Raw genomic sequence first — 22,939 nt, 5'->3', positions numbered from 1 at the left:
GCCATGTCTCCATTGAGTGCGCTGCTGTGGCTGATCTTCGGCGGCGCCGCATTCGCCTACTGGAATGCCGCGCGCGCCGCTGCCGAACGTGCCGGCGTGCTGGGACAGAATGCCTGTCGGGCCGCCGGCGTCATCTGGCTGGACCAGAGCGTGCATGCGAACGGCCTGCGCCTGCGTCGAGGCGAGGATGGTTGGCTGGGGTTCGAACGCAGCTTCCGCTTCGAGTACTCGTACGACGGCGTTGATCGCCATGTCGGACGGCTGGTGCTGAGGAAGGGCCAGCTGGTTTCGTTCGTCGGTCCGGTCGCACCTTCGGTGACACCGATCGACCACTGAAGCCTGTCTCCCCGGCGCCTGGACGGGGAGACGCGTGGAGCCGTCCTACTTCACCACGCGCAGGAACGGAGGACGCTTGCCTCCGCCGCTGGGGGGCGGCGTGTCGTCGTCGGGCGGCGAGTCCTGCAGCGGAGCGCCATCATCGTCGTCACCCGCGGCCTCCGTGTCGTGCGGCACATCGTCCGGCAGCGCCATGCCCTGCCCGGTCTCGCGCGAGTAGATCGCCAGCACCGCACTGATCGGCACATGGACGGCGTGGCTGACACCACCGAAGCGCGCGGTGAAGCTGACAGCGTCGTTGTCGATCATCAGCCGCACGACCGCGCGCTCGGCGATGTTCAACACCACCTTGCCTTCCTTCACCGCGCTCGCGGGCACCTGCACGCCCGCCATCGTCGCGTCGACCAGCAGATGCGGCGTCATCCCGTTGTCGGCGATCCACTCGTTCAACGCCCGCAGCAGGTACGGGCGATGGCTGGTCATGCGGGAAGAGGCGTCGGTCATTTCACTTCTCGGCGGCCCATCACGACAGGGAATCGCGGCGGGCCTGGTCTTGCTCGGCGGTCGGTCAGACCGGGATCTCGCGCAGCTTCTTCTCCGCGTCCGTGAGGCTGCGCAGGAAACCGGGATGCCGGAAGATGCGGTTGCCGTAGTCCTCGATCGCCTTGCCATCCTTCGGCAGCGGTACATCAAGCGACGGCAGACGCCAGATGATCGGGGCCATGGCGCAATCGGCCAGGCTCATCTCGGGATTGAGGAAGAACTTGCTTGCCTTGAACAGCGGCACTGAGGCGGTCAGCAGTTCCTTCAGGCGCTTGCGGCCGGCTTCGGCCTGCTGCTTGTTGCCCAGCTGGATGGCCTGCACCTGCGGTACCCAGTCGTGCTCGATGCGCAGCATGGCCAGGCGAAGGCGCGCGCGCGAAAGCGGGTCGACCGGCATGAGCGGCGGATGCGGGTAGCGTTCGTCGAGGTATTCGCTGACCACCGAAGCGGCGTACAGCACCAGGTCGCGCTCCACCAGGGTGGGCACGGAATGGTAGGGATTCAGATCGATGAGGTCTTCGGGCGGATTCTGCGGATCCACCGGCACCAGGTCGTAGCTCACGCCCTTCGCGGCGAGTACCAGCCGCACGCGGTGGCAGAGCACATCATCGGTGGAGGAAAACAACGTCAGTGTATTGCGCATACGTGGACTCGCAGCCATTCACGGCTCTCCGACGATCGGAATCCGCCGATCGCACCGACGCCGCCAGCCCCTTGCTGACGGTCGCCACGGTCCCTGAGTGTGCAATCCCCGCCGGAAAAAGCCAAGCAATCCTGCCCGGCTTTCCCTCGCCGGAGCAGGCCTTCCGGCCTGCGTCCGTGGCGTCGGACGCGCGACGCCTTAGTGGACGTCTTTCCAGTACTCCTGCTTCAGCAGGTAGGCCAGGAACGTCAGCGCCGACAGGAACAGGATCACCCACACACCGATGCTCTGGCGCTTCAGGGCCGCCGGCTCGCCGACATACTCCAGGAAGTTGGTGATGTCGCGCGCGGTCTGGTCGAACTCGCGCGCATCCTGACGGCCAGCCTGCGTGACCTTCAGGCTTTCCACATGCCGCTCGCCGGTCGCCGGGTCGGGCGCACCGAACTCGGCGTGCTGCAGGCCCTGCAGCTCCCACAGCGGGTTGGGCATGGAGGCGTTGGGAAACAGCTTGTTGTTCCAGCCCAGCGGACGCGACTCGTCCAGATAGAACGACTTGAGGTAGGTATAGACCCAGTCGCTGCCACGCACGCGCGAGATGACGCTCAGATCGGGCGGCATCTTGCCGAACCACTTGGCGGCGGGGTCGTGCGGCATCGACACCTGGATCTGTTCGCCGAACTTGGCGCCGGTGAAGTTGAGGTTCTTCATCACCTCGTCTTCGGTCAGGCCCAGGTCCTCGGCCATGCGCGAGTAGCGCATGTACTTCAGCGAATGGCAGCCGGCGCAGTAGTTCATGTACAGCTGCGCACCGCGCTGCAGCGAGGCGCGGTCGCCCAGGTCGTTACCGGCCTGCAGCTTCTCGCCGCCACCGGCGGCGAACACGGAGAACGAAATCAGCAACCCGCTGGCGAAGACAGCTAGGCGAGAGGCGAAAGTCTTAGTCATGCGTCGTCACCCGCTCGGGCACTGGCTTGGTCTTGTCGATCTTGGTCCAGATCGGCATGGTCAGGAAGAACAGGAAGTAGAACGCGGTCAGGAAGCGACCGATGATCGTCTCCACCGGATCCGTACCCGGGCCGGCACCGATCTTGCCCAGCCAGACGAAGCAGATGGCGAACACGCCCAGCAGCACCTTCGACAGCACGCCGCGGTAGCGGTACGACTTGACCTTGGCGCGATCAAGCCACGGCACCAGGAACAGGATCGCGATGGCGCCGAACATCACCAGCACGCCGGACAGCTTGTGCGGCACCACGCGCAACATCGCGTAGTACGGGGTGTAGTACCAGACCGGCTTGATGTGCTCCGGCGTGACCAGACGGTTCGCCTCGGTGAAGTTGTCGTGCTCCAGGAACCAGCCGCCCATCGCGGGCGCGAAGAACACGATGAACGCCGCAAAGATCAGGAAGCAGCCGACGTAGAAACCGTCCTTGACCGTGTAGTACGGATGGAACGGCACGCCGTCCGCCGGCGCGGTGGGCGACCAGCGATTGCCCTTCGGACCCTTCTTGATCTCTACGCCGTCGGGGTTGTTCGAACCGACTTCGTGCAGCGCGAAGATGTGCAGCACCACCAGCAGCAACAGCACCAGCGGCAGCGCGATGACGTGCAGCGCGAAGAAGCGGTTGAGCGTGGCGTCGCTGGGCAGGTAGTCGCCCATGATCCACTCGGTCAGGCCGTTGCCGATCACCGGAATGGCGCCGAACAGCGAGATGATGACCTTGGCGCCCCAGAACGACATCTGGCCCCACGGCAGCACGTAGCCCAGGAAGGCTTCGGCCATCAGCACCAGGTAGATCAGCATGCCGAGGATCCACACCAGCTCGCGCGGCTTCTGGTACGAGCCGTACATCAGGCCGCGGAACATGTGGATATAGACGACGATGAAGAACAGCGAGGCGCCGGTGCTGTGCATGTAGCGGATCAGCCAGCCCCACTCCACGTCGCGCATGATGTACTCGACCGAGGCGAAGGCTTCCGCCGCGCTCGGCTTGAAGTGCATCGTCAGGAAGATGCCGGTCAGGATCTGGTTGACCAGCACCACGATCGACAGCACGCCGAAGATGTACCAGATGTTGAAGTTCTTGGGCGCGTAGTACTCGCTCATGTGCTTGCGGTACACGGGCATGAAGCCCGGCGCGCGCGCATTGAACCAGTCCACTACGCCATCGGCGGTACGGGTAAAGATGTTCGCCATGGCTTACGCGCCCCCTTGCGGATCGAGGCCGACGATGATGGTCGTGTCGTTCTCGTAGTAATGCGGCGGCACCACCAGGTTGGTCGGTGCGGGCACGCCCTGGAACACGCGGCCGGCCATGTCGAAGCGCGACTTGTGGCAGGGGCAGAAGTAGCCGCCCTTCCAGTCCGGATCGTACGGCTCGGGCTTGATCTCGGCGGCCATTTCCGGCGAGCAGCCCAGATGGGTGCACAGGCCGACCAGCACGGAGATTTCCGGCTTCAGCGAGCGCGTCTCACCGGTGATGTAGGACGGCTGCTGGTCCTTGTTGGCGGACTGCGGATCGCGCAGGTTCGCGTCCAGCGTCGGCAGCGCGTCCAGGATCGCCTTGGAACGCTTGACGATCCAGATCGGCTGGCCGCGCCATTCCAGGATCAGGCGTTGGCCTTCCTGCAGACCGGTGAGGTCGGCGGTCACCGGAGCACCGGCCAGCTTGGCCCGGGCGCTCGGATTCCACGACTTGATAAAAGGCACTGCTGCAATACCGGCACCCACTGCACCCACCACCGCGGTGGTTGCAGTCAGGAACCGGCGTCGGCCCGTATTCACAGGCCCATTGACCCCATCGATGGCCATCCGGCACTCCGCAAAACAATAGGTAGCTAAAAAGGCTGCCAAGGCTCCACCCCAAGACGCCGGGGCGGGCCGCAAAAGACGTCGAAGTGTAACGGAAGCCTTAATGGGCCGACAACGGCTGCCTTGAAATCAAAGGCTTGCATGCGCCCGAAGGCGCCCGCCGCGGCTCAGCGCGCGACGCCGGCCTGGCGGTAGCGGTCGGCCAGCACGGCCACGCGCTGCACGTAGCGCTGGGTTTCCTTGTACGGCGGGACGCCGCCGTGGCGATCGACCGCGCCTTCACCGGCGTTGTAACCGGCGGCGGCCAGGGTCAGGTTGCCGTTGAAGCGCTTCAGCAGCCAGGCGAGGTATTGCGCACCGCCCCGGATGTTCTGCCCGGCGTTGTAGGAATCGGTCACGCCGAACCGGCGTGCCGTGGCCGGCATCAGCTGCATCAGGCCCTGCGCGCCGGCATGCGACAACGCCATCGGGTTGTAGGAAGACTCGGCGTGCATGATCGCGCGCAGGATCGACTCCTCGACACCGAACTCGCGCGAGGCCGCGGCGATCTCGGCGGCATAGGCAGAAGTGTTCAGGCGCAGACGGCCGAAGTCGACGCCCGGGTTGCCGCAGGCGAAGCAGGTTTCGATGTAGCTGTACTTGATGGTGCGCAGGCTGGCGACCTGGGTGCTGCCCTGCGGACGCGTGCTGGTGTAGTGGCGCACGCCATCCTTGATATAGGAATAGACCTGCCCGCTGACCACGCGGCGCGGGCCGGTCGCCGCCGGCGCGGGTGCAGGCACCGCGGCGGGCACGATGGCGCTGGCGGAATCGGACAGGGCGGGTGCTGTGGCCGCGCCAATGGCCGGCGTCGACTCGGCGGGACGGGACACGGAGGCGACCTGGGCCGGACGGCTGCGGTCGGGCGTGTAGCGGCTGACAACCTCGCAGCTGGACCCACTGACGCGCTTGCTGACATAGGCCGGCACACCGTCCGCGCCGGTGCACTTGTACAGCGTGCCCGCGCTGGCCGGCAGTGCGGTCAACGCGGCCAGCGTGGCCAGAAGCGTCAGAGTCCCCCTCATGCCGCGCAGTGTCCCGAATTCCCGGGTGATTGCCAAGTCCTTGTCCAACAAAGGTTTCCTCCAATCTGTGCGGCGGGTCGGAGTTCGACACATCGGCGCACGGCGACCCTTGTCGGGTCCGATACCCCCTATCAACGCCATCCACTCCGGTTACCGGCCGCCCCGGCGGGCGCGTAGACTACGCGGCCCTGCCCGCCCACCCGACTGGATTAAGCGCCATGACCGGGACGCAAGCCCCCGAACTGCCGACCACGGCCGGCCCCGCCGTGACCGACCCTGCCCTCGTTCCCCTGCCCATCGGCCGCCCCCGTGCGCCGGACCAGGTCAGGGGCAAGCTCTACATCAAGACCCACGGGTGCCAGATGAACGAGTACGACTCGGCCAAGATGGCCGACGTGCTCGCCGCCTCGGACGGTCTGGAACTGACCGACAACCCCGAAGAAGCCGACGTGGTGCTGGTCAACACCTGCTCCATCCGCGAGAAAGCGCAGGAGAAGGTGTTCAGCCAGTTGGGACGCTGGAAGGCCCTGAAGGCCGGCGGACGCGACGTCATCATCGGCGTCGGCGGTTGCGTGGCCTCCCAGGAAGGCGAAGCCATCGTCAAGCGCGCGCCCTACGTGGACCTCGTGTTCGGCCCGCAGACCCTGCACCGCCTGCCGGAACTGATCCGCGCACGCCGCGAGCAGAACCGTCCGCAGGTGGACATCAGCTTCCCCGAGATCGAGAAGTTCGATCGCCTGCCCGAGCCGCGCGCCGAGGGTCCGTCGGCATTCGTGTCGATCATGGAAGGCTGCTCGAAGTACTGCTCGTTCTGCGTGGTGCCCTACACCCGCGGCACCGAAGTCAGTCGTCCGTTCGAGGATGTGCTGGTGGAAGTGGCGCAGCTGGCCGCCCAGGGCGTGCGCGAGATCAACCTGCTCGGCCAGAACGTCAACGCCTACCGTGGTCCGTACGGTGACGGTGAAGTCGCCGACCTCGGTCTGCTGATCCGTACCATTGCCGAAATCGACGGCGTGGGCCGCATCCGCTTCACCACCTCGCACCCGCTGGAATTCAGCGACTCGCTGGTCGACGCCTACCGCGACGTACCGCAGCTGGCCAACTTCCTGCACCTGCCGGTGCAGGCGGGCAGCGACCGCGTGCTGTCGGCGATGAAGCGCGGCTACACCGCGCTGGAGTTCAAGCAGAAGATCCGCAAGCTGCGCGCGGTGCGGCCGGACATTTCGATCAGTTCGGACTTCATCGTCGGCTTCCCCGGCGAAACCGATGCCGATTTCGAAAAGACCATGAAACTGATCGAGGACGTCGGCTTCGACCAGAGCTTCAGTTTCATCTACTCGCGCCGCCCGGGCACGCCGGCCGCGGACCTGGAAGACGACACCACCGACGCGGTGAAGCACGCGCGCCTGGACCGCCTGCAGCAGCACATCAACGCCTACGCCGCCGGCATCTCGCAACGCATGGTGGGTACCGTGCAGTCGGTGCTGGTGGAAGGCCCGTCGAAGAAGGACCCAAACCAACTGACCGGCAAGACCGAGAACATGCGCTCGGTGAACTTCGCCGGCCATCCGCGCCTGGTCGGCCAGTTCGTCGACGTCGTCATCACCGAGGCGCTGACCAACTCGCTGCGCGGCAGGATCGTCGGCGCCGACTGATCCTGGCTAGCCGACGGCGGGCAGAGGCACGCCGTCGCGCTCGTTGTCCCAGATCATGTGGATGATCTTCCAGCCCTCCTCGCTCCTGTAGAGCTGGATGCTGTTGATGCCGCGCCGCTCCGGCACGGCGTCGCCGGGCGCATGCCGTGCCTCATAAGCGCTCCAGACGTGCGCGATGTTGCCGAACACGCGGATCTCGCGGCCGGTCTCGACTTCGAAGAAGTCCACGTTCGCCAGCAGCGCGTCCGCATTCGCCCGGTATTCCGCCAGCGAGAACGACAGGCGCCACGGCTTGCCTTCCGCATCGACGCCGGTACGGATCTGCCGGCAGTCGGGATGGAAGACCGCATCCTGCGTCGACCAGTCGCGCGGACCCGCCGGGCCCGAGATCATCGCGTACATCGCGTCCACCACCGCACCGATCGCCGCTTCGTCCATCGCCTGCCCACCCATTCGGGAACGAAGTGCCAGCCTATCAGTCCAGCCGCTTGCGGAAGCGCAGGATCGCGGCCGTCATCAGCACGGCGGTGAAGGCCAGCAATGCGAGCACATCGGGCCACAGTTCCCACAGGCTGGCCCCGCGCAGCATCACGCCGCGGACCAGGCGCAGGAAGTGGGTCAGCGGCAACACCTCGGCGATCCACTGCACCACCTTCGGCATGCCGGCGAACGGGAACATGAAGCCCGACAGCAGGATCGACGGCAGGAACACGAAGAACGTCATCTGCATGGCCTGGAACTGCGACTGCGCACGCGTCGAGATCAGCAGTCCGAGCGTCAGGTTGGCCACGATCAGCAGGCATGCGGCGAGATAGACATGCAGCAGGCTGCCACCCAGCGGCACCTCGAACAGCCACATGCCCAGCGCCAGCACCACCGTCGTCTGCACCAACCCGATGGCCACGTACGGCAGCACTTTGCCGATCATAAGTTCCCCGCTGCTCACCGGGGTGGCGATCAGCAGCTCCATGTTGCCGCGCTCGCGCTCACGCACGATGGCCACGCCGGTGAACAGCACCATGGTCATGGTCAGGATCACGCCGATCAGGCCCGGCACGACGTTCACCGCCGACCGCCGCTGCGGGTTGTAGAAACCCACCACGCTGATCGGGCGCGTCGCCAGCGGACTGCTGCCACCGTCCAGTGGCATCTGCGCCAGCTGTGCCGCGGCGCTCTGCACTGCGTTGTCGCTGCCGTCGACGAAGATCTGCACCGCCTCGCGGCCCTCCGCGCGACGGCGTGCATAGTCCGGCGGGATGACGATGCCGATGCTGATCTCGCCACGCCGCATCGCCTCGACCAGTTCCTGCGGTGTTGCCGCTTCCCGTGTCGGCGTAACCACGCCGGTGGCGACGATATCCATCACCAGCGCGCGCGAGGCGGACGTGCGCGCCTGGTCGGCGATGCCGGCGGACAGGTCGCGCAGGTTGGTGTTGATCGCATAGCCGAACAGCAGCAGTTGCATCACCGGGATACCGACGATCATCGCCAGCGTGATGCGGTCGCGACGCATCTGGCGGATCTCCTTGACCATCACGGCCATCAGGCGGCGCAGGTTCATGCGGCCGCCTCGCGCGCCGGCTGGCCGCGCGTCGCCGATACGAAGACGTCCTCCAGATTGGCCTGCGACGCTGACACGTCCGCCTCGATCCCGGCTTTGCGCAGGCCCTGGGCGATGCGGTCGGCAGCATCGCCGCTCTCCGCCAGCAACACGCGCAGGACATTGCCGACCTGCGCCACGCTGAGGACGCCGGGGAAGTCGACCAGCACTTTCTGCGCTTGCCGCGGCTGCGCCGCGGTGACCACCAGCGTGCGACCGGCCAGTTCGCCGGTCAGCGCATCCGGCGTGCCGTCGGCCACCAGGACGCCGCGATCAAGGATGGCGATGCGGTGGCAGCGCTCGGCTTCGTCCATGTAGTGCGTGGACACGAGCAGCGTGGTGCCGGCATCGGCGAGTTCGAAGAGCTTCTCCCAGAAGTCGCGGCGCGACTCCGGATCCACCGCACTGGTCGGTTCGTCTAGGAACAGCAGCTCCGGCGAGTGGATGACAGCCCCCGCCAGTGCGAGCCGCTGCTTCTGGCCGCCGCTCATCGTGCCGGCCAACTGCTTCTGCCGGTCCTGGAAGTGGTACTGCTCCACCAGTTCGTCGATGCGACGCCGCGCCTGCGCGCGTGGGATGTCCTGCACCGCGGCGAGGAATTCCAGGTTCTCGCGCACCGTCAGGTCCTCGAACAGCGAGAACTTCTGCGTCATGTAGCCGATGCGCGTGCGCAGCTGCTCGGCCTGTTCGGGGATGCGCAGGCCCAGCACATCGATCTCGCCCGCCGTCGGCGTCAGCAGGCCGCACAGCATGCGGATGGTGGTGGACTTGCCGGAACCGTTCGGCCCGAGGAAGCCGTAGACGTTGCGTCGCGGCACGTTGAGGTCGACGTTGTTGACGGCAACCAGCCCGCCGAAGCGCTTGGTCAGCCCGCGGACGCGGATGGCGATGTCGCCGTCATTCGTCGCCATGGGACACCACCTGCAGTGGCGCGCCGACCGGCAGCTCGGCCGCCTCCTTGCCCAGGGTGATTTCGGCCAGATAGCTGAGCCGTGCGGCGTCCTGCCCGGTCAATGCGAAGTACGGGGTGAAGCTCGGCTCGCTGCGGATCATCCGCACGCGACCGGCGTACGTCGTGTCTTGGCCATTCAGGCGCACCTGCACGCGGTCGCCGACCTTCAGCGCGTTGCGCTGCGCCTGCGGCAGATAGACCCGTGCATACGGCGCCTCGCCCACCAGCATCACCGCCAGCGGTGAGCCGACCGGCGCCTGGTCACCCAGCTTGTACGGCAGGCTGTCGATGCGGCCCGCGCGCGGCGCCACGACATTGAGCTTGTCCAGCGTCACCGCCTGCACGCTGGCCTGCGCCTCGGCGGACACGACGGCGGCGACGCCCTGCGCCACCTGCTCGACGCGGGTGCCCCGCTCCAGTTCCAGCAATGCCGCCTGCGCCTGCCGCACCTGCGCCTGCGCGCTCTGCGACGACGCACGTGCACGATCCACCTCCGACGCCGCGACCAGTTGCTGACGACCGAGCGGCTGCAGGCGCGCGTAGTAGGCGTCGGCGTCGCGAGCCTGCGCTTGTGCGGCGGCCAGGCTGGCGCGCGCCTGCGCGATGTCCTCGCTGCGCGGGCCTGCGCGCAGTTCCGCCAACGCTTCCCGGCTCTGCGTGGCCTGCGCCTGCGCGGCCGCCAGTTGCGACTGCGTACGCGTCAGTTCCAACTGCAGCAGCGGTGCGCCGGCGGCCACTTGCTGGCCCTCGCGCACATCGACGCGCACGATCTTCTCGGCCACCGGCGACGGCAGCGTCACCCGGTCCCATTCCAGCGTGCCCAATGCGAGCGGCGCGTCGGCCTTGCAGCCGGCAAGCAGGATCAGCGCGACCGCCAGGGTCGCGCGCGGCAGTTCATTTCGCATGGTCCAGCTCCAGTCCACGGTCCAGCAGCACCAGCGTGTGCCGGCGCAGGTCGTTGAAGTCGATATCGTCGGCACCGAACAGCTGGCGCCAGATCGGCGCGCTCGCCATCGGGAACATCGTCAGCCCGATCAGCGACACCATCAGCAGGCGCGGATCGAGGTCGGGGTTGAGTTGGCCCGCCTGCTGCGCGGCCGCGAAGCGGCCCGCCATCATCTTCGGCAGCAGCGGGCCGACCTGGCTGATCATCATGTCGCGCAGCGCGCCGCCCTCGCAGAGGATCTCGCGCACCCACAGCGTAGGCAGCCAGGGATGCTGCTGGACCACGCCGGCGATGCCGTGCACGAAACCGGCGACCAGCGCGGCGACGTCGGCGTCGCCTGCCTGCATCAGCGGCGCGCGCATCTGGCCGATTACCGGCAACAGCCGCTCTGCCACGACCGCCTGCTGCAGCTGTGCCTTGTCGCCGAAGTAGTAATGCACCAGTGCGGGCGTGACGTGGGCTTCGGCGGCGATGTCGCGCAGCGACGTCGCGGCGATGCCCTTCCTGACGAAGCAGGCCAGCGCCGCATCGAGCAGGGTGGCGCGCAGGTCCGCCGACTCGGCCGTCGGACGACGGCCGGGACTGCGCTTGCGGGGAGGCGCACTTTTTTTTGGTGCGGTCTTTGCCGGACTGCCGGCGGTGTCTCTGGGGGGCTTGGGAGAGGTCATGGTTATATTTAATTTTCCGATTAATTAAATTTCAACCCCAACCCGACGAACGGCGGGCGGCTGGCCGCTGCCAAGGCGGCGCGCTACGCTGCGCGCCCGCCTTGCATTCGCCAGGAACGCCGCCATTTCCACCGACAGCTCCCCGTTGTGGGTGTTCACGCTGGAAGCCCGCCCCCTGCCCGACAGCCCCGATTTCACCGAGGCCGGCGGCGCCTTCGTCACCTGCTACCAGAAGCCCGGCTTCGCCGACGACCCGATGCGCCGTGCCAGCGAGTTCATCCGTGAACAGGGCTGGGAGGTCATCGCGGTCGAAGACGAGCCCGAACAGATCGGGCGCGAGGACGCCCCCGACACCGAGCCCTTCGATGTGGCGCAGCTGGACAACGAGGCCTATGTCTTCCATCAGTGGCCGGTGGACGACGCCGACGACCAGACACGCCACTGACTCCCCCGTTTACGACCCCTGCCCCATGACCGACCCCAGCAAGCGCGAATTCACCCTCGAACCCGAAAACACCGAGCGCCTGGCGAACCTCGCCGGCCCCTTCGACGCACACCTGCGCCAGATCGAACTGCGGCTGGGCGTGGAGATCGCCAACCGCGGCGCCATCTTCCGCGTCACCGGCCCCGAAAAAACCGTGCTGGCCACCGAGAAGCTGCTGCATGCGCTGTACGACGAGACCGTCAGCGAGACCTTCGACAGCGAAGCCATCCACCTGCGCCTCAATGCCTCCAACGTGGCGCACGTCGCCGACGACGGTTACGCGCCGCAGGACGTCGCCATCAAGGTCAAGCGCGGCACCGTGCGCGGTCGCGGTGCCAACCAGGCCAAGTACCTGCATGCCATCGCAACGCACGACATCAACTTCGGCATCGGCCCGGCCGGTACCGGCAAGACCTTCCTGGCCGTCGCCAGCGCGGTGGAAGCGCTGAACGAATCGCGCGTGCAGCGCCTGATCCTGGTGCGGCCGGCGGTGGAAGCCGGCGAGAAGCTCGGCTTCCTGCCCGGCGACCTGTCGCAGAAGGTCGACCCCTACCTGCGCCCGCTGTACGACGCGCTGTACGAGATGCTCGGCGTGGAAAAGGTGGTCAAGCTGCTGGAAAAGAACGTCATCGAGATCGCGCCGCTGGCCTACATGCGCGGCCGCACGCTCAACGATGCGTTCGTGATCCTCGATGAGGCGCAGAACACCACCATCGAGCAGATGAAGATGTTCCTGACGCGCATCGGTTACGGCAGCACGGCGGTGGTCACCGGCGACCTGACCCAGGTCGACCTGCCCAAGCACCAGAAGTCCGGCCTGAAGGACGCGCTGGAGGTGCTTCGCGGCGTCGACGGCATTTCGTTCAACTTCTTCACCAGTCGCGACGTCGTGCGTCATCCGCTGGTAGCGAAGATCGTGCGGGCTTACGATGCACGTGATGGCAAGGATTCCGAAACGGGACCTGCCTGATCCTCCACCGCCGGCCACGCACGCCATGACCCAAGGTCCCGTCCGTCTCGAAGTTTCCGTCAACTACGCGTTGCCGCGCACGGGCATTCCGTCCGCGGTGAGCTTCCGCAAGTGGGTGGCCGCGGCGCTGAAGGGTCGCATCCGCGAGGCCGACCTCGCCATCCGCATCGTCGACAGCAAGGAAGGACGAGCGCTCAACCGGCATTACCGTGGTCGCGACTATGCGACCAATGTCCTCAGCTTCCCGGCGGAAATGGCCGAAGGCGTCAAGCTGCCGAAAGGCGTGAAGATGCCGCTGCTCGGCGACCTGGTGATCTGCGCACCGGTGGTGGCGCGCGAAGCGAAGGAGCAGAAGAAGCCGCTGGCGGCACACTACGCGCACATGACCGTGCACGGCACGCTGCATCTGCTGGGTTGGGATCATGAGGACGACAAGGAAGCCGAGTGCATGGAGCAGCTGGAGCGCGAGATCCTCGCCGAACTCGGCATCGCCGATCCTTACGCGGAAGACTGACCGCATGCTGCGTGCCTTGTCCTTTGCGCCGCTGCTGGCGCTGTGGCTTCCGCTGACGGCGACCGCACAGGATCCACGACCGGACCTCGCCGCACTCATCGAGTGCCGTGGTGACCTCGGGCAGCTCGCCGCGCTGGCGCCCGTGCTGGAAGACCCGCTGAAGGCGGTCGCACTCGGCTGGGAGCCGCTGCCGCAGGCGAACATGTTCATGAGCGAGTACCGCCTGCTCGCGCCGATCCGGGTGTTCGGGCACGACACGCAGCACATCGCGTTCTCCGGCGGCGGCGTCGTCGCCCTGCTCGACCTGCCCGACCCGAGGCCGCTGGCGAAGCAGCTGGAGCTCGAAACCGCGATCGATACGCCCGCCAAGGCCATGTTCGGCAAGGAAGTACGCAGCGAAGAGGTCCGCGACGCCGCCACCGGCAAGGTGCTGATCGACTCGGCCGTACTCAACGTCAGCAACGTGTCCTCGCACCCCGACAAGACGCTGGCCGGCTGCAGCTACAGCCAGGATCTGCCCGAGGAGGACGTCGAAGACGAGGCCGAGGCGCCTGCGCAGGCCGTCCAACCGGGTTAGACTGGCCGCCACGCCCCCCGCGGGCGACCACTCCCCCGAGATGTCAGAAGACGACAGTACCCTCGCGCCGGAAGGCTCCGACAAACCGTCGGAGAAACGGCGCACTTGGCTGGACCGCCTCAGTTCGGCGTTCTCCGGCGAACCCAGCACACGCGACGACCTGGTGGCCATCCTGCGCGATGCGCAGTCCGACGGCCTGATTGCCAGCGACACCCTCAAGATGATGGAAGGCGCCATTGCGGTCGCCGACCTGACCGTGGGCGACGTCATGGTGCCGCGCGCACAGATGGTCTCGCTGCCGGTGGAAGCCCGCTTCCTCGACCTGATGAAGGACGTGGTGGAATCCGGCCACTCCCGCTTCCCGGTACACGGCGAAAACAAGGACGAGATCCTCGGCATCCTGCTGGCCAAGGACCTGCTGCGCGGCGTCGTGGCCGACAACGGTCCCGGCAGCGTGCGCGAACTGCTGCGTCCGGCGGTGCTGATCCCGGAGTCGAAGAAGCTCAACCTGCTGCTGAAGGAATTCCGGCTGTCGCGCAACCACATGGCGATCGTCGTGGACGAATACGGTGGCGTCGCCGGCCTGGTGACCATCGAGGACGTACTGGAACAGATCGTCGGCGAGATCGACGACGAGCACGACGAAGCCGAGGACGGTGCCGCGCTGATCGCGGCGCAGGCCGACGGCCAGTTCGTGGTGGATGCGCTGACGCCGATCGCCGACTTCAACGAGCGCTTCGGCGCCGACTTCCTCGACGACGAATACGACACCGTGGGCGGCCTGATCACCGCGGCCATCGGCCACCTGCCGGAAACCGGCGAGGAGCTGACGCTGGGCCGCTTCATGTTCCGCGTCGCACGTGCCGATGCGCGCCGCGTGCATGCCTTCCATGTCGGGGTGCTGTCCGATGCGTAGCGCTGCCGCGCGCCTGGCGTTGCTGGGCGTGCTGTGGCTGCTGGCGTCGGCCGCCTGGGCCGCGCCGCGGATCGGCGTGGCGACAATGGAACCGGGCGAAGTGTTCTTCGAACGCTTCGGCCACAACGCCATCGTCGTCGTCGACCCCGCCAGCGGCGACGCGATCTCGTACAACTTCGGTTTCTTCGATCCGGGCGAATCCGACTTCGTCGGCAACTTCGCGCGCGGCCACATGATGTATTACCTGGTCGCGCTGCCCTTCGAGCAGGACCTGCTTCAGTACCGCGACAGCGGGCGTGGCGTCTCGCTGCAATGGCTGGACCTGGCGCCCGCGCAGGCGCAGGCGCTCGCGGACGCGCTGGCTGAGCACGCGCGGCCGGAGAACGCGCGCTACCGCTACGACTACTTCACCTCCAACTGTTCGACGCAGGTGCGCGACGCGCTGGATGCCGCGCTCGGCGGCACACTGAAGTCGCAACTGGCCGGTCGCTCCCGCGGCAATACCTTCCGCAGCGAAGCGGTGCGCCTGGCGTCGCCGGCCACCTGGATGTGGCTGGGTTTCGACCTGGGCCTGGGTCCGAATGCCGACAGACCGATGTCGCGCTGGGAAGAAGCCTTCGTACCGATGCGCCTGGCCGACAGCCTGCGCGAGGCAAAGAATGCCGCGGGCCGTCCGCTGGTGCAGTCGGAAATGCAGTTGCTGCCGCACCGCATCGCGGCGGAACCGGCGGAAACGCCGCGCCGCTGGCTGCCGTGGCTGGGCGCGGGTCTGGTCATTGCGATCGCGCTCGCCGTCGCGGGTCGTCGCTGGCCACGCGCCGTGGCAGCGGTCGCCCTGCCGTTCTGGCTGCTGTGCTTCGTCGCCGGCGCCGTGCTGGTCTATCTGTGGGGCTTCACCGAGCACTGGGCCGCGTGGGGCAACCGCAACCTCCTGCTGCTGAATCCGCTCTGCGTGCTGCTGATCCCCGGCGCATTTTCCGTGTTGCGCCGCCGCACACCGGCGACGTGGTTCCGCTGGCTGACGGTGGCGATCGCGATCGGTGCTTCAGCCGCGTGGTTCCTGCATTGGCTGCCGTTGCGGCTGCAGTACAACCAGACATGGATCGCATTGCTGCTGCCGATCCATCTGGCGCTTGCATACGTATTCATGCCGCGACGCTTGTCGCACTGAGCCCTGCCACGCAGGATGCGGCCCTCTGCCTATCGCGAGGGTCGCATGCTCCGTTTTCTCTCCACGTTCGTCGCGCCACTGACGGTCATGTTCGCCGTCGCCGCGTCCGCGCATGCCGGACCCGGCCCGCGGATCGCGTCTCCCGACGGCTCCATCGTGGTGGACCTTTCAACCGACAACGACGGCCGTCCCGCCTATGCGGTCTCGCGCAAGGGTCAACCGGTCATCACGCCGTCCCGCCTCGGCTTCCTGCTGCTCGACGCGCCGAAGTTCGAGCGCAACATCGAGATCGTGCAGCCGCGCACGCGCACGTTCGACGAGACCTGGGAGCAGCCGTGGGGTGAACGCCGCTTCATCCGCAACCACTACAACGAGTTGACCGTCACGCTGAAGGAGAAGGCCAAGCCCTTCCGCAGCTACGACGTGGTGTTCCGCGTGTTCGACGACGGCGTTGGCTTCCGCTACCGCTTCCCGAAGCAGGCCGGCCTGGAGCAGGTGAAGATCAGCGAGGAACTGACCGAGTTCTCGCTGGCCCGCGATGCCACGGCGTGGTGGATTCCGGCGGGCGAATGGAACCGCGAGGAATACCTGTACCACCGCACGCCGGTGCAACAGGTCGGCGATGCGCAGACGCCGATCACCTTCAAGTTCGATGACGGCACCCATCTGTCGATCCATGAAGCCGCATTGGTCGACTACAGCGGCATGAACCTGACCCGCGTCGAAGACCGGCGCCTGAAGGCGGACCTGACGCCCGGCATCGGCGAAGGCAAGGTGGTCCGTGCAGCGCCCTTCGACACGCCATGGCGCACGCTGCTGCTCAGCGACGATGCGGCCGGGCTCGCCATGTCGAGCCTGACGCTCAACCTCAACGAACCCAACGCACTCGGCGACGTGTCGTGGGTGAAGCCGATGAAATACGTCGGTGTGTGGTGGGAAATGCACCTGGAGCTGAAGAGCTGGGCCTCCGGACCCAAGCACGGCGCCACCAACGAGAACGTCCGCAAGCACATCGACTTCGCCGCCAAGCACGGTTTCGGCGGCGTGCTGGTGGAAGGCTGGAACGTGGGCTGGGACGGCGACTGGTTCGGCAACGGCGAAGACTTCAGCTTCACGAAGCCGTATCCGGATTTCGATCTCGAAGCCCTGAGTGCTTACGCCCGCTCGAAGGGGGTGGTGCTGATCGGCCACCACGAGACCTCGGGCAACGCCGCGCACTACGAGTCGCAACTGGGCGACGCGTTCGACCTGTACCAGCGTGTCGGCGTGCCGGCGGTGAAGACCGGCTACGTGGCCGATGCCAGCCAGGCCAAGGTCACCGGCACCGACGGCAAGCGCCACTACGCGTGGCACGAAGGCCAGGACATGGCCCGCCACCACCTGAAGGTCGTGACGGAAGCCGCCAAGCGACACATCTCCGTCAATCCGCACGAGCCGATCAAGGACAGCGGTCTCCGCCGCACCTATCCGAACTGGATCACCCGCGAGGGCGCGCGCGGCATGGAGTTCAGTGCGTGGGGCCAGCCCGGCAATCCGCCGGAACACGAAGCCAACCTCGCCTTCACCCGCCTGCTCGCCGGCCCGATGGACTACACGCCCGGCATCTTCGGCATGAAGACGCGGTCCACCGACGGCATCGCGACCACCTGGGCCAAGCAACTCTCGCTGTACGTGGTCATCTACAGCCCGCTGCAGATGGCGGCCGACCTGCTGGAGAACTACGAGAAGAACCCGGCGCCGTTCCAGTTCATCAAGGACGTGCCGGTGGACTGGGACGACACCCGCGTGCTGAACGGCGAAGTGGGCGACTACGTCACCATCGCGCGCAAGGAGCGTGGCGGCGACAACTGGTACCTGGGCTCGCTGACCGACGAGGATGGCCGCACGCTGAGCGTGCCGCTGGCGTTCCTCGACGAAGGCCGCCGTTACACCGCGCAGATCTACCGCGACGGCGACAAGGCGAACTGGAAGACCGCGCCGCAGGACATCGTGATCGAAGAGCGCAGCGTGACGCGCGGTGACACGCTGACGCTGAAGCTCGCGCCAGGTGGCGGCCAAGCGATCCGGTTCGTGGCGCAGTGACGTGAACCTGGTTGTGGGAGCGACGTGAGTCGCGAGCTGTAGCTGGCGGTTTCCCTGGGACCGTCATCGCGACTTACGTCGCTCCCACACCAACCCTCGACTTGTCGGATACGGTCTTCTGGCGCACGATTCACGCCATGAATGACGTCGCGATCGCCGAAACCAGACCCGTCCTGCCCCAGTGCGTCATCAACTGCGTGGTCTACGACAAGGGCGGCAAGCGGCGCGACATCAGCCTGGACGAGATCAGCGACGTGCTGGCCGTCGACGACGGCAGTTTCATCTGGGTGGGGCTGTACGAACCCGCTGATGCGATCCTCGAGAAGCTGCAGGAGGAATTCTGCCTGCACGACCTGGCGGTCGAGGACGCGCAGAACGCGCACCAGCGTCCCAAGCTGGAGGCCTACGGCAACTCGCTGTTCGTCGCCGTGCATACCGCACAGGTGGTCGACGACCGCATCCGCTTCGGCGAGACCCATGCCTTCCTCGGTCCGCGCTATCTGGTGACGGTGCGCCATGGCGCCTCGCTGTCATACGCGCCGGTGCGTGAGCGCGTGCAGCGCGAACCCGAACTGCTCGCGCTCGGACCGTCGTACGGGCTGTATGCGGTGCTCGACTACATCGTCGACAACTACCGGCCGATCATCGACCAGTTCAAGCAGACGCTGGATGCGCTGGAAAAGGACATCTTCGCCGACACCTATCGGCGGGTGACCGTGGTGAAACTCTACGAACTGAAGCGCGAGCTGACCCAGATGCGGTTGGCCGTCGCACCGCTGCAGGACGTGCTGGCGCAGCTGACGCGCTCGCAGAGCACGCTGATTCCGGAAGAAGTCCGGCTGTACTTCCGCGACGTGCAGGACCACGTGCTGCGCGTCAACGAATACACCGACACCCTGCGCGAGATGCTGACCACCGCGCTGAGCGTCAACCTGTCGCTGGTGACGCTGGCGCAGGGCGAGACGGTCAAGCGGCTGGGCGCCTGGGCCGCCCTGCTCGCCGCGCCCACGCTGATCACCAGCTGGTACGGCATGAACTTCGAGTTCATGCCGGAACTGCATACCCGCTTCTCCTACCCGATCCTGATCGCTGCCGTCGCGTTGGCCTGCTTCGGCCTGTACCGCCTGTTCAAGCGCGTGCGCTGGCTCTGACCGCCCTACGCCGGCGGACTGCGACCAAAGTCGAAGGCTGAATCCAGCATTACGGATTGACCGGTTTCGCGCATGGGGTGACCCTTGTGCGGACCTGCTGGAGGGTTTCCGAATGAATGGTTTTTCCAAGATCGGCTGGGCGGCGCTCGCGCTGCTCGGCGCGGTGTGTCTGGGCGTGGTGGCGCTGCGCCAGGGCGAACAGATCAGTGCGTTGTGGATCGTCGTGGCGGCGGTCTCCATCTACCTGGTCGCCTACCGCTACTACAGCCTGTACATCGCCAAGAACGTGATGCAGCTGGACCCGACCCGGGCCACGCCTGCGCACATCAACAACGATGGCCTGGACTACGTGCCCACCAACAAGCACGTGCTGTTCGGCCACCACTTCGCTGCCATCGCCGGCGCCGGCCCGCTGGTCGGTCCCGTGCTGGCCGCGCAGATGGGCTACCTGCCCGGCATGCTCTGGCTGATCGCCGGTGTCGTGCTGGCCGGTGCGGTGCAGGACTTCATGGTCCTGTTCATCTCCAGCCGCCGCAACGGCCGCTCGCTCGGTGACCTCGTCCGCGAGGAAATGGGCCAGGTGGCCGGCACCATCGCGCTGTTCGGCGCCTTCCTGATCATGATCATCATCCTGGCGGTGCTGGCGATGATCGTGGTGAAGGCGTTGGCGGAAAGCCCGTGGGGCATGTTCACGGTGATCGCCACGATGCCTATCGCGATCTTCATGGGCATCTACATGCGCTACATCCGTCCCGGCAAGATCGGCGAGATCTCGGTGGTCGGCATCATCCTGCTGCTGCTGGCTATCTGGTTCGGCGGCAAGGTCGGCGCGCACCCCACCTGGGGCCCGGCGTTCACCTTCACCGGCACCCAGATCACCTGGATGCTGATCGGCTACGGCTTCGTCGCCGCCGTACTGCCCGTGTGGCTGCTGCTGGCACCGCGCGATTACCTGTCGACCTTCCTCAAGATCGGCGTGATCGTCGCGCTGGCCATCGGCATCGTCATCGCCAGCCCGGAAGTGACCTCGCTGAAGATGCCGGCGTTCACCCAGTTCGCCAGCACCGGTGACGGTCCGGTGTGGAAGGGCGGCCTGTTCCCGTTCCTCTTCATCACCATCGCCTGCGGCGCGGTGTCCGGCTTCCACGCGCTGATCAGCTCGGGCACCTCGCCCAAGCTGCTGGCCAATGAAACCCACACCCGCTACATCGGCTATGGCGGCATGCTGATGGAGTCGTTCGTCGCCATCATGGCGCTGGTCGCGGCTTCGATCATCGAGCCGGGCGTGTACTTCGCCATGAACAGCCCCGCCGCCGCCATCGGCACCACCGCCGTCGACGTGGCCGCCAAGGTCAGCAGCTGGGGCTTCGTGGTGACGCCGGAAATGCTGGAGCAGACGGCACACAACATCGGCGAGGGCACGATCATCTCGCGCGCCGGTGGCGCACCGACGCTGGCCGTCGGCATCGCGGTGATCCTGCATGACGCGTTGCCCGGTGGCGACGCGATGATGGCGTTCTGGTACCACTTCGCGATCCTGTTCGAAGCGCTGTTCATCCTGACCGCGGTGGACGCGGGCACGCGTGCCGGCCGCTTCATGCTGCAGGACCTGCTGGGCAACTTCATCCCGCCGCTGCGCAAGACGGATTCCTGGGGCGCGAACGTCATCGGCACCGCCGGCTGCGTCGCGCTGTGGGGCTACTTCCTGTACCAGGGCGTGGTGGATCCGCTGGGTGGCATCAACACCCTGTGGCCGCTGTTCGGCATCGCCAACCAGATGCTCGCCGGCATCGCGCTGATGCTGTGCACGGTGGTGCTGTTCAAGATGAAGCGCGACCGCTACGCGTGGGTCACCATCGTGCCGGCCGTATGGCTGCTGATCTGCACGACCTATGCTGGCCTGATCAAGATCTTCGACAGCAACCCGGCGGTCGGCTTCGTCGCCCAGGCCAAGAAGTACCAGGCCTCCATCGCCGATGGCCAGCTGCTCGGCGCTGCGAAGAGCATGAGCCAGATGCACCAGGTGGTGATCAACAGTTACGTCAACACCGGCCTGACCGTGCTGTTCCTGTTCGTGGTGTTCAGCGTGCTGTTCTACGCGATCAAGGCGATCCTGAAGGCGCGTGCCAGCAGCGAACGCACCGATCGCGAGACGCCGTACGTGGCGTTGACCGAAGAGCAGCAGAAGGTCTGGCTGTAAGGCCATGGGCACCGCACTCGTCCCGCTCTCGCACTTCGCCGCACACAAGCGTGTGTGGCGGAGGCTGGTGCAGACCGCGCGGCTCTGCTGCGGTGTGCCGGACTACGACAACTACGTCCGGCACATCCTGGAGAAACACCCCGACCGCGAGCCGATGGACTACAAGACCTTCTTCCGCGAGCGGCAGGAGGCCAGGTTCGGCGGCAAGAGCGGGTTCCGCTGCTGCTGAGTCAGCGGGATCCGGGAGAAACAAGAAGGGCGAAGCCGATGGCTTCGCCTTTTTCATTCCGGCTTTCCTGTAGGAGCGACGTGAGTCGCGACCGGAAACATCAACGTCGCGACTTACGTCGCTCCTACAGGGATTCCTTCGTCAGCCCTGACCCGCCATCCCCCGCAGTACGACACCGACCACGTAGGCGGCGACAGTACCGGTCGCGTAACCCAACGCGCCGAGCAACGCGCCCACCGGCGCCAGCGAGGGGTGGAAGACGGTCGCCACCACCGGTGCCGAGGCCGGGCCACCGATGTTGCTCTGCGATCCCATCGCGAAATAGAAGAACGGCACCCGCAGCAGCTTGGCGAGCAGCGCCAGCAGCACGATGTGGACGAGGATCCAGATCAGACCCAGTGCGATCAGCCACGGCTTGTCGGCCAGCGAGCCGATATCCATCTGCATGCCGATGCAGGCGATCAGGATGTACAGGAACAACGCGCCGATCTTGGATGCACCCGCGCCATCGAGCGTGCGGGCTCGGGTCAGGCTCAGGCCCAGGCCGACGAACGTCGACAGCACCACGACCCAGACGAAGGGCTCGTGCAGGCTGACCTGCTTCGCCCACGACACGTTCTGTGCGAACCACGACGAAGCGGGACCGGCGATGGCATGGGAAAGACCGACGACACCGAACGCGATACCGAGGATGACCATCAGGTCAGGCAGCGTCGTCACCCGTTCGTGCTGCTTCTGGTAGTTGGCCAGGCGCTCCTTGAGGTCCTCGATCGCGCGCGTGTCCGCACCGGTGCGCGCGTCGATCGCCTGCGCACGGTTGGCCAGGAAGATCAGCACCCCCATCCAGACGTAGCCCACGCTGACGTCGACGACGACAAACTGGCCGAACGTGGTCTCGTCGACCGCGAAGACTTCCTTCATCGCCAGCATATTGGCGCCCCCGCCGATCCAACTGCCCGCCAGCGCCGCCATGCCACCCCAGGTGTCGCCTGCGATGGTTTCCGGATGTATCAGTCCCATCAGCCAGAACGCCACCCACGCACCCAGCATCACGCTGATCGACGCTCCGGCGTACATGGCCAACAGCTTGGGCCCCAGCCTGAGCACGCCTTTCAGGTCGATCGTCAGCGTCAGCAACACCAGGGCCGCCGGCAGCAACACGCGGCTGGCGACCGGGTTGTAGAGGCTGCTGGCGTTGCCATCGATCAGCCCGACGCTGTTGTAGATGCCGGGAATGAAGTAGCACAGCAGCAACGCCGGCACATAGGTGTAGAACTTCTTGAAGAAGCCCGTTTCGCGCGAGGACGTCCAGAAGACGATGCCGAGCGTGGCGGCGATGAGGCCGAACAGGACGATGTCGTTCTGGATCAGCGCGGTGGAGGGTTCGGTGGCTTCGATCGCCATCGGCGGCGTACTCCTTCAGTCA

At 66.4% G+C, this 22,939-nt stretch carries 24 protein-coding genes; 12 read left to right on the top strand and 12 right to left on the bottom strand.

Going from position 1 to position 22,939, the window contains the following annotated elements:
- Window positions 1-3 precede the first annotated feature (3 nt).
- Window positions 4-336: a DUF3301 domain-containing protein gene (locus IB225_RS11640; protein WP_192311402.1), complete on the top strand. Its 333-nt coding sequence runs from the start codon at window positions 4-6 to the stop codon at window positions 334-336.
- 45 nt (window positions 337-381) lie between these two features.
- Here the strand turns inward: IB225_RS11640 and IB225_RS11635 are convergent, their stop codons facing one another.
- From IB225_RS11635 to IB225_RS11610, 6 genes are all read right to left on the bottom strand, one after another.
- Window positions 382-840, bottom strand: coding sequence for a ClpXP protease specificity-enhancing factor (locus tag IB225_RS11635; protein ID WP_192311401.1), 459 nt, complete (start codon window positions 838-840; stop codon window positions 382-384).
- A gap of 64 nt (window positions 841-904) precedes the next feature.
- Window positions 905-1,540, bottom strand: coding sequence for a glutathione S-transferase N-terminal domain-containing protein (locus tag IB225_RS11630; protein ID WP_162339302.1), 636 nt, complete (start codon window positions 1,538-1,540; stop codon window positions 905-907).
- Between the two features lie 180 nt (window positions 1,541-1,720).
- Window positions 1,721-2,467, bottom strand: coding sequence for a cytochrome c1 (locus IB225_RS11625; RefSeq protein WP_192311400.1), 747 nt, complete (start codon window positions 2,465-2,467; stop codon window positions 1,721-1,723).
- A complete protein-coding gene (locus IB225_RS11620) occupies window positions 2,460-3,719 on the bottom strand; it encodes a cytochrome bc complex cytochrome b subunit (protein ID WP_192311399.1) in 1,260 nt (419 codons plus the stop codon). The genes IB225_RS11625 and IB225_RS11620 overlap by 8 nt, the downstream gene beginning before the upstream one ends.
- Before the next feature lie 3 nt (window positions 3,720-3,722).
- Complete coding sequence (gene petA, locus IB225_RS11615) at window positions 3,723-4,334, bottom strand: ubiquinol-cytochrome c reductase iron-sulfur subunit (protein ID WP_192311398.1); 612 nt, start codon at window positions 4,332-4,334, stop codon at window positions 3,723-3,725.
- A gap of 167 nt (window positions 4,335-4,501) precedes the next feature.
- Complete coding sequence (locus IB225_RS11610) at window positions 4,502-5,407, bottom strand: lytic transglycosylase domain-containing protein (protein ID WP_192311886.1); 906 nt, start codon at window positions 5,405-5,407, stop codon at window positions 4,502-4,504.
- 209 nt (window positions 5,408-5,616) lie between these two features.
- Between IB225_RS11610 and miaB the strand changes: the two genes are divergently transcribed.
- Window positions 5,617-7,053 carry a tRNA (N6-isopentenyl adenosine(37)-C2)-methylthiotransferase MiaB gene (gene miaB / locus IB225_RS11605; RefSeq protein WP_192311397.1) on the top strand — a complete coding sequence of 479 codons (1,437 nt, stop codon included), beginning with the start codon at window positions 5,617-5,619 and terminating at the stop codon, window positions 7,051-7,053.
- 6 nt (window positions 7,054-7,059) lie between these two features.
- On the opposite strand, the gene IB225_RS11600 is transcribed toward miaB, so the two are convergent.
- From IB225_RS11600 to IB225_RS11580, 5 genes are read right to left on the bottom strand one after another with little or no spacing between them, the layout of a single operon-like run.
- On the bottom strand, window positions 7,060-7,491 hold the full coding sequence (locus IB225_RS11600) for a hypothetical protein (protein ID WP_192311396.1): 432 nt from the start codon (window positions 7,489-7,491) through the stop codon (window positions 7,060-7,062).
- Window positions 7,492-7,528: 37 nt separating this feature from the next.
- Window positions 7,529-8,614, bottom strand: a complete 1,086-nt coding sequence (locus IB225_RS11595) for an ABC transporter permease (RefSeq protein ID WP_192311395.1) — start codon at window positions 8,612-8,614, stop codon at window positions 7,529-7,531.
- Window positions 8,611-9,537: an ABC transporter ATP-binding protein gene (locus IB225_RS11590; RefSeq protein WP_192311885.1), complete on the bottom strand. Its 927-nt coding sequence runs from the start codon at window positions 9,535-9,537 to the stop codon at window positions 8,611-8,613. Before IB225_RS11590 ends, IB225_RS11595 begins: the two co-directional genes overlap by 4 nt.
- A 13-nt stretch (window positions 9,538-9,550) precedes the next feature.
- Window positions 9,551-10,510, bottom strand: a complete 960-nt coding sequence (locus tag IB225_RS11585; RefSeq protein WP_192311394.1) for an HlyD family efflux transporter periplasmic adaptor subunit — start codon at window positions 10,508-10,510, stop codon at window positions 9,551-9,553.
- Window positions 10,500-11,219, bottom strand: coding sequence for a TetR/AcrR family transcriptional regulator (locus IB225_RS11580; protein WP_192311393.1), 720 nt, complete (start codon window positions 11,217-11,219; stop codon window positions 10,500-10,502). The genes IB225_RS11585 and IB225_RS11580 overlap by 11 nt, the downstream gene beginning before the upstream one ends.
- A gap of 145 nt (window positions 11,220-11,364) precedes the next feature.
- On the opposite strand from IB225_RS11580, the gene IB225_RS11575 reads away from it, so the two are divergent.
- The 10 genes from IB225_RS11575 (at window position 11,365) to IB225_RS11530 (ending at window position 21,513) form a co-directional block, all read left to right on the top strand.
- Window positions 11,365-11,664, top strand: coding sequence for a hypothetical protein (locus tag IB225_RS11575; protein ID WP_192311392.1), 300 nt, complete (start codon window positions 11,365-11,367; stop codon window positions 11,662-11,664).
- Window positions 11,665-11,689: 25 nt separating this feature from the next.
- On the top strand, window positions 11,690-12,673 hold the full coding sequence (locus IB225_RS11570; RefSeq protein ID WP_192311391.1) for a PhoH family protein: 984 nt from the start codon (window positions 11,690-11,692) through the stop codon (window positions 12,671-12,673).
- A 25-nt stretch (window positions 12,674-12,698) separates the two neighbouring features.
- On the top strand, window positions 12,699-13,187 hold the full coding sequence (gene ybeY / locus IB225_RS11565) for an rRNA maturation RNase YbeY (RefSeq protein WP_192311390.1): 489 nt from the start codon (window positions 12,699-12,701) through the stop codon (window positions 13,185-13,187).
- A 4-nt stretch (window positions 13,188-13,191) separates the two neighbouring features.
- Entirely contained in the window at window positions 13,192-13,764 is a 573-nt protein-coding gene (locus IB225_RS11560) for a hypothetical protein (RefSeq protein WP_192311389.1), read from the top strand.
- A 40-nt stretch (window positions 13,765-13,804) separates the two neighbouring features.
- Complete coding sequence (locus IB225_RS11555; RefSeq protein ID WP_192311388.1) at window positions 13,805-14,680, top strand: transporter associated domain-containing protein; 876 nt, start codon at window positions 13,805-13,807, stop codon at window positions 14,678-14,680.
- Window positions 14,673-15,851: a DUF4105 domain-containing protein gene (locus tag IB225_RS11550; protein WP_192311387.1), complete on the top strand. Its 1,179-nt coding sequence runs from the start codon at window positions 14,673-14,675 to the stop codon at window positions 15,849-15,851. Before IB225_RS11555 ends, IB225_RS11550 begins: the two co-directional genes overlap by 8 nt.
- A 45-nt stretch (window positions 15,852-15,896) precedes the next feature.
- Window positions 15,897-17,933, top strand: a complete 2,037-nt coding sequence (locus IB225_RS11545; protein WP_225583704.1) for a glycoside hydrolase family 97 protein — start codon at window positions 15,897-15,899, stop codon at window positions 17,931-17,933.
- Between the two features lie 137 nt (window positions 17,934-18,070).
- The gene (gene corA, locus IB225_RS11540) at window positions 18,071-19,084 is read left to right on the top strand and encodes a magnesium/cobalt transporter CorA (protein ID WP_192311386.1); all 1,014 of its coding nucleotides are present in this window, start codon (window positions 18,071-18,073) and stop codon (window positions 19,082-19,084) included.
- A 112-nt stretch (window positions 19,085-19,196) separates the two neighbouring features.
- The gene (locus IB225_RS11535; RefSeq protein ID WP_192311385.1) at window positions 19,197-21,284 is read left to right on the top strand and encodes a carbon starvation CstA family protein; all 2,088 of its coding nucleotides are present in this window, start codon (window positions 19,197-19,199) and stop codon (window positions 21,282-21,284) included.
- 4 nt (window positions 21,285-21,288) lie between these two features.
- The gene (locus IB225_RS11530) at window positions 21,289-21,513 is read left to right on the top strand and encodes a CstA-like transporter-associated (seleno)protein (RefSeq protein ID WP_192311384.1); all 225 of its coding nucleotides are present in this window, start codon (window positions 21,289-21,291) and stop codon (window positions 21,511-21,513) included.
- Window positions 21,514-21,654: 141 nt separating this feature from the next.
- On the opposite strand, the gene IB225_RS11525 is transcribed toward IB225_RS11530, so the two are convergent.
- Entirely contained in the window at window positions 21,655-22,917 is a 1,263-nt protein-coding gene (locus tag IB225_RS11525) for a DUF819 family protein (RefSeq protein ID WP_192311383.1), read from the bottom strand.
- Window positions 22,918-22,939 lie beyond the last annotated feature (22 nt).

It is taken from the genome of Pseudoxanthomonas sp. PXM02, from assembly GCF_014851805.1.
GTDB lineage: Bacteria > Pseudomonadota > Gammaproteobacteria > Xanthomonadales > Xanthomonadaceae > Pseudoxanthomonas_A.
Note: the sequence above shows the minus strand (reverse complement) of the source record. Positions and strands in the feature narration are given on the sequence as shown.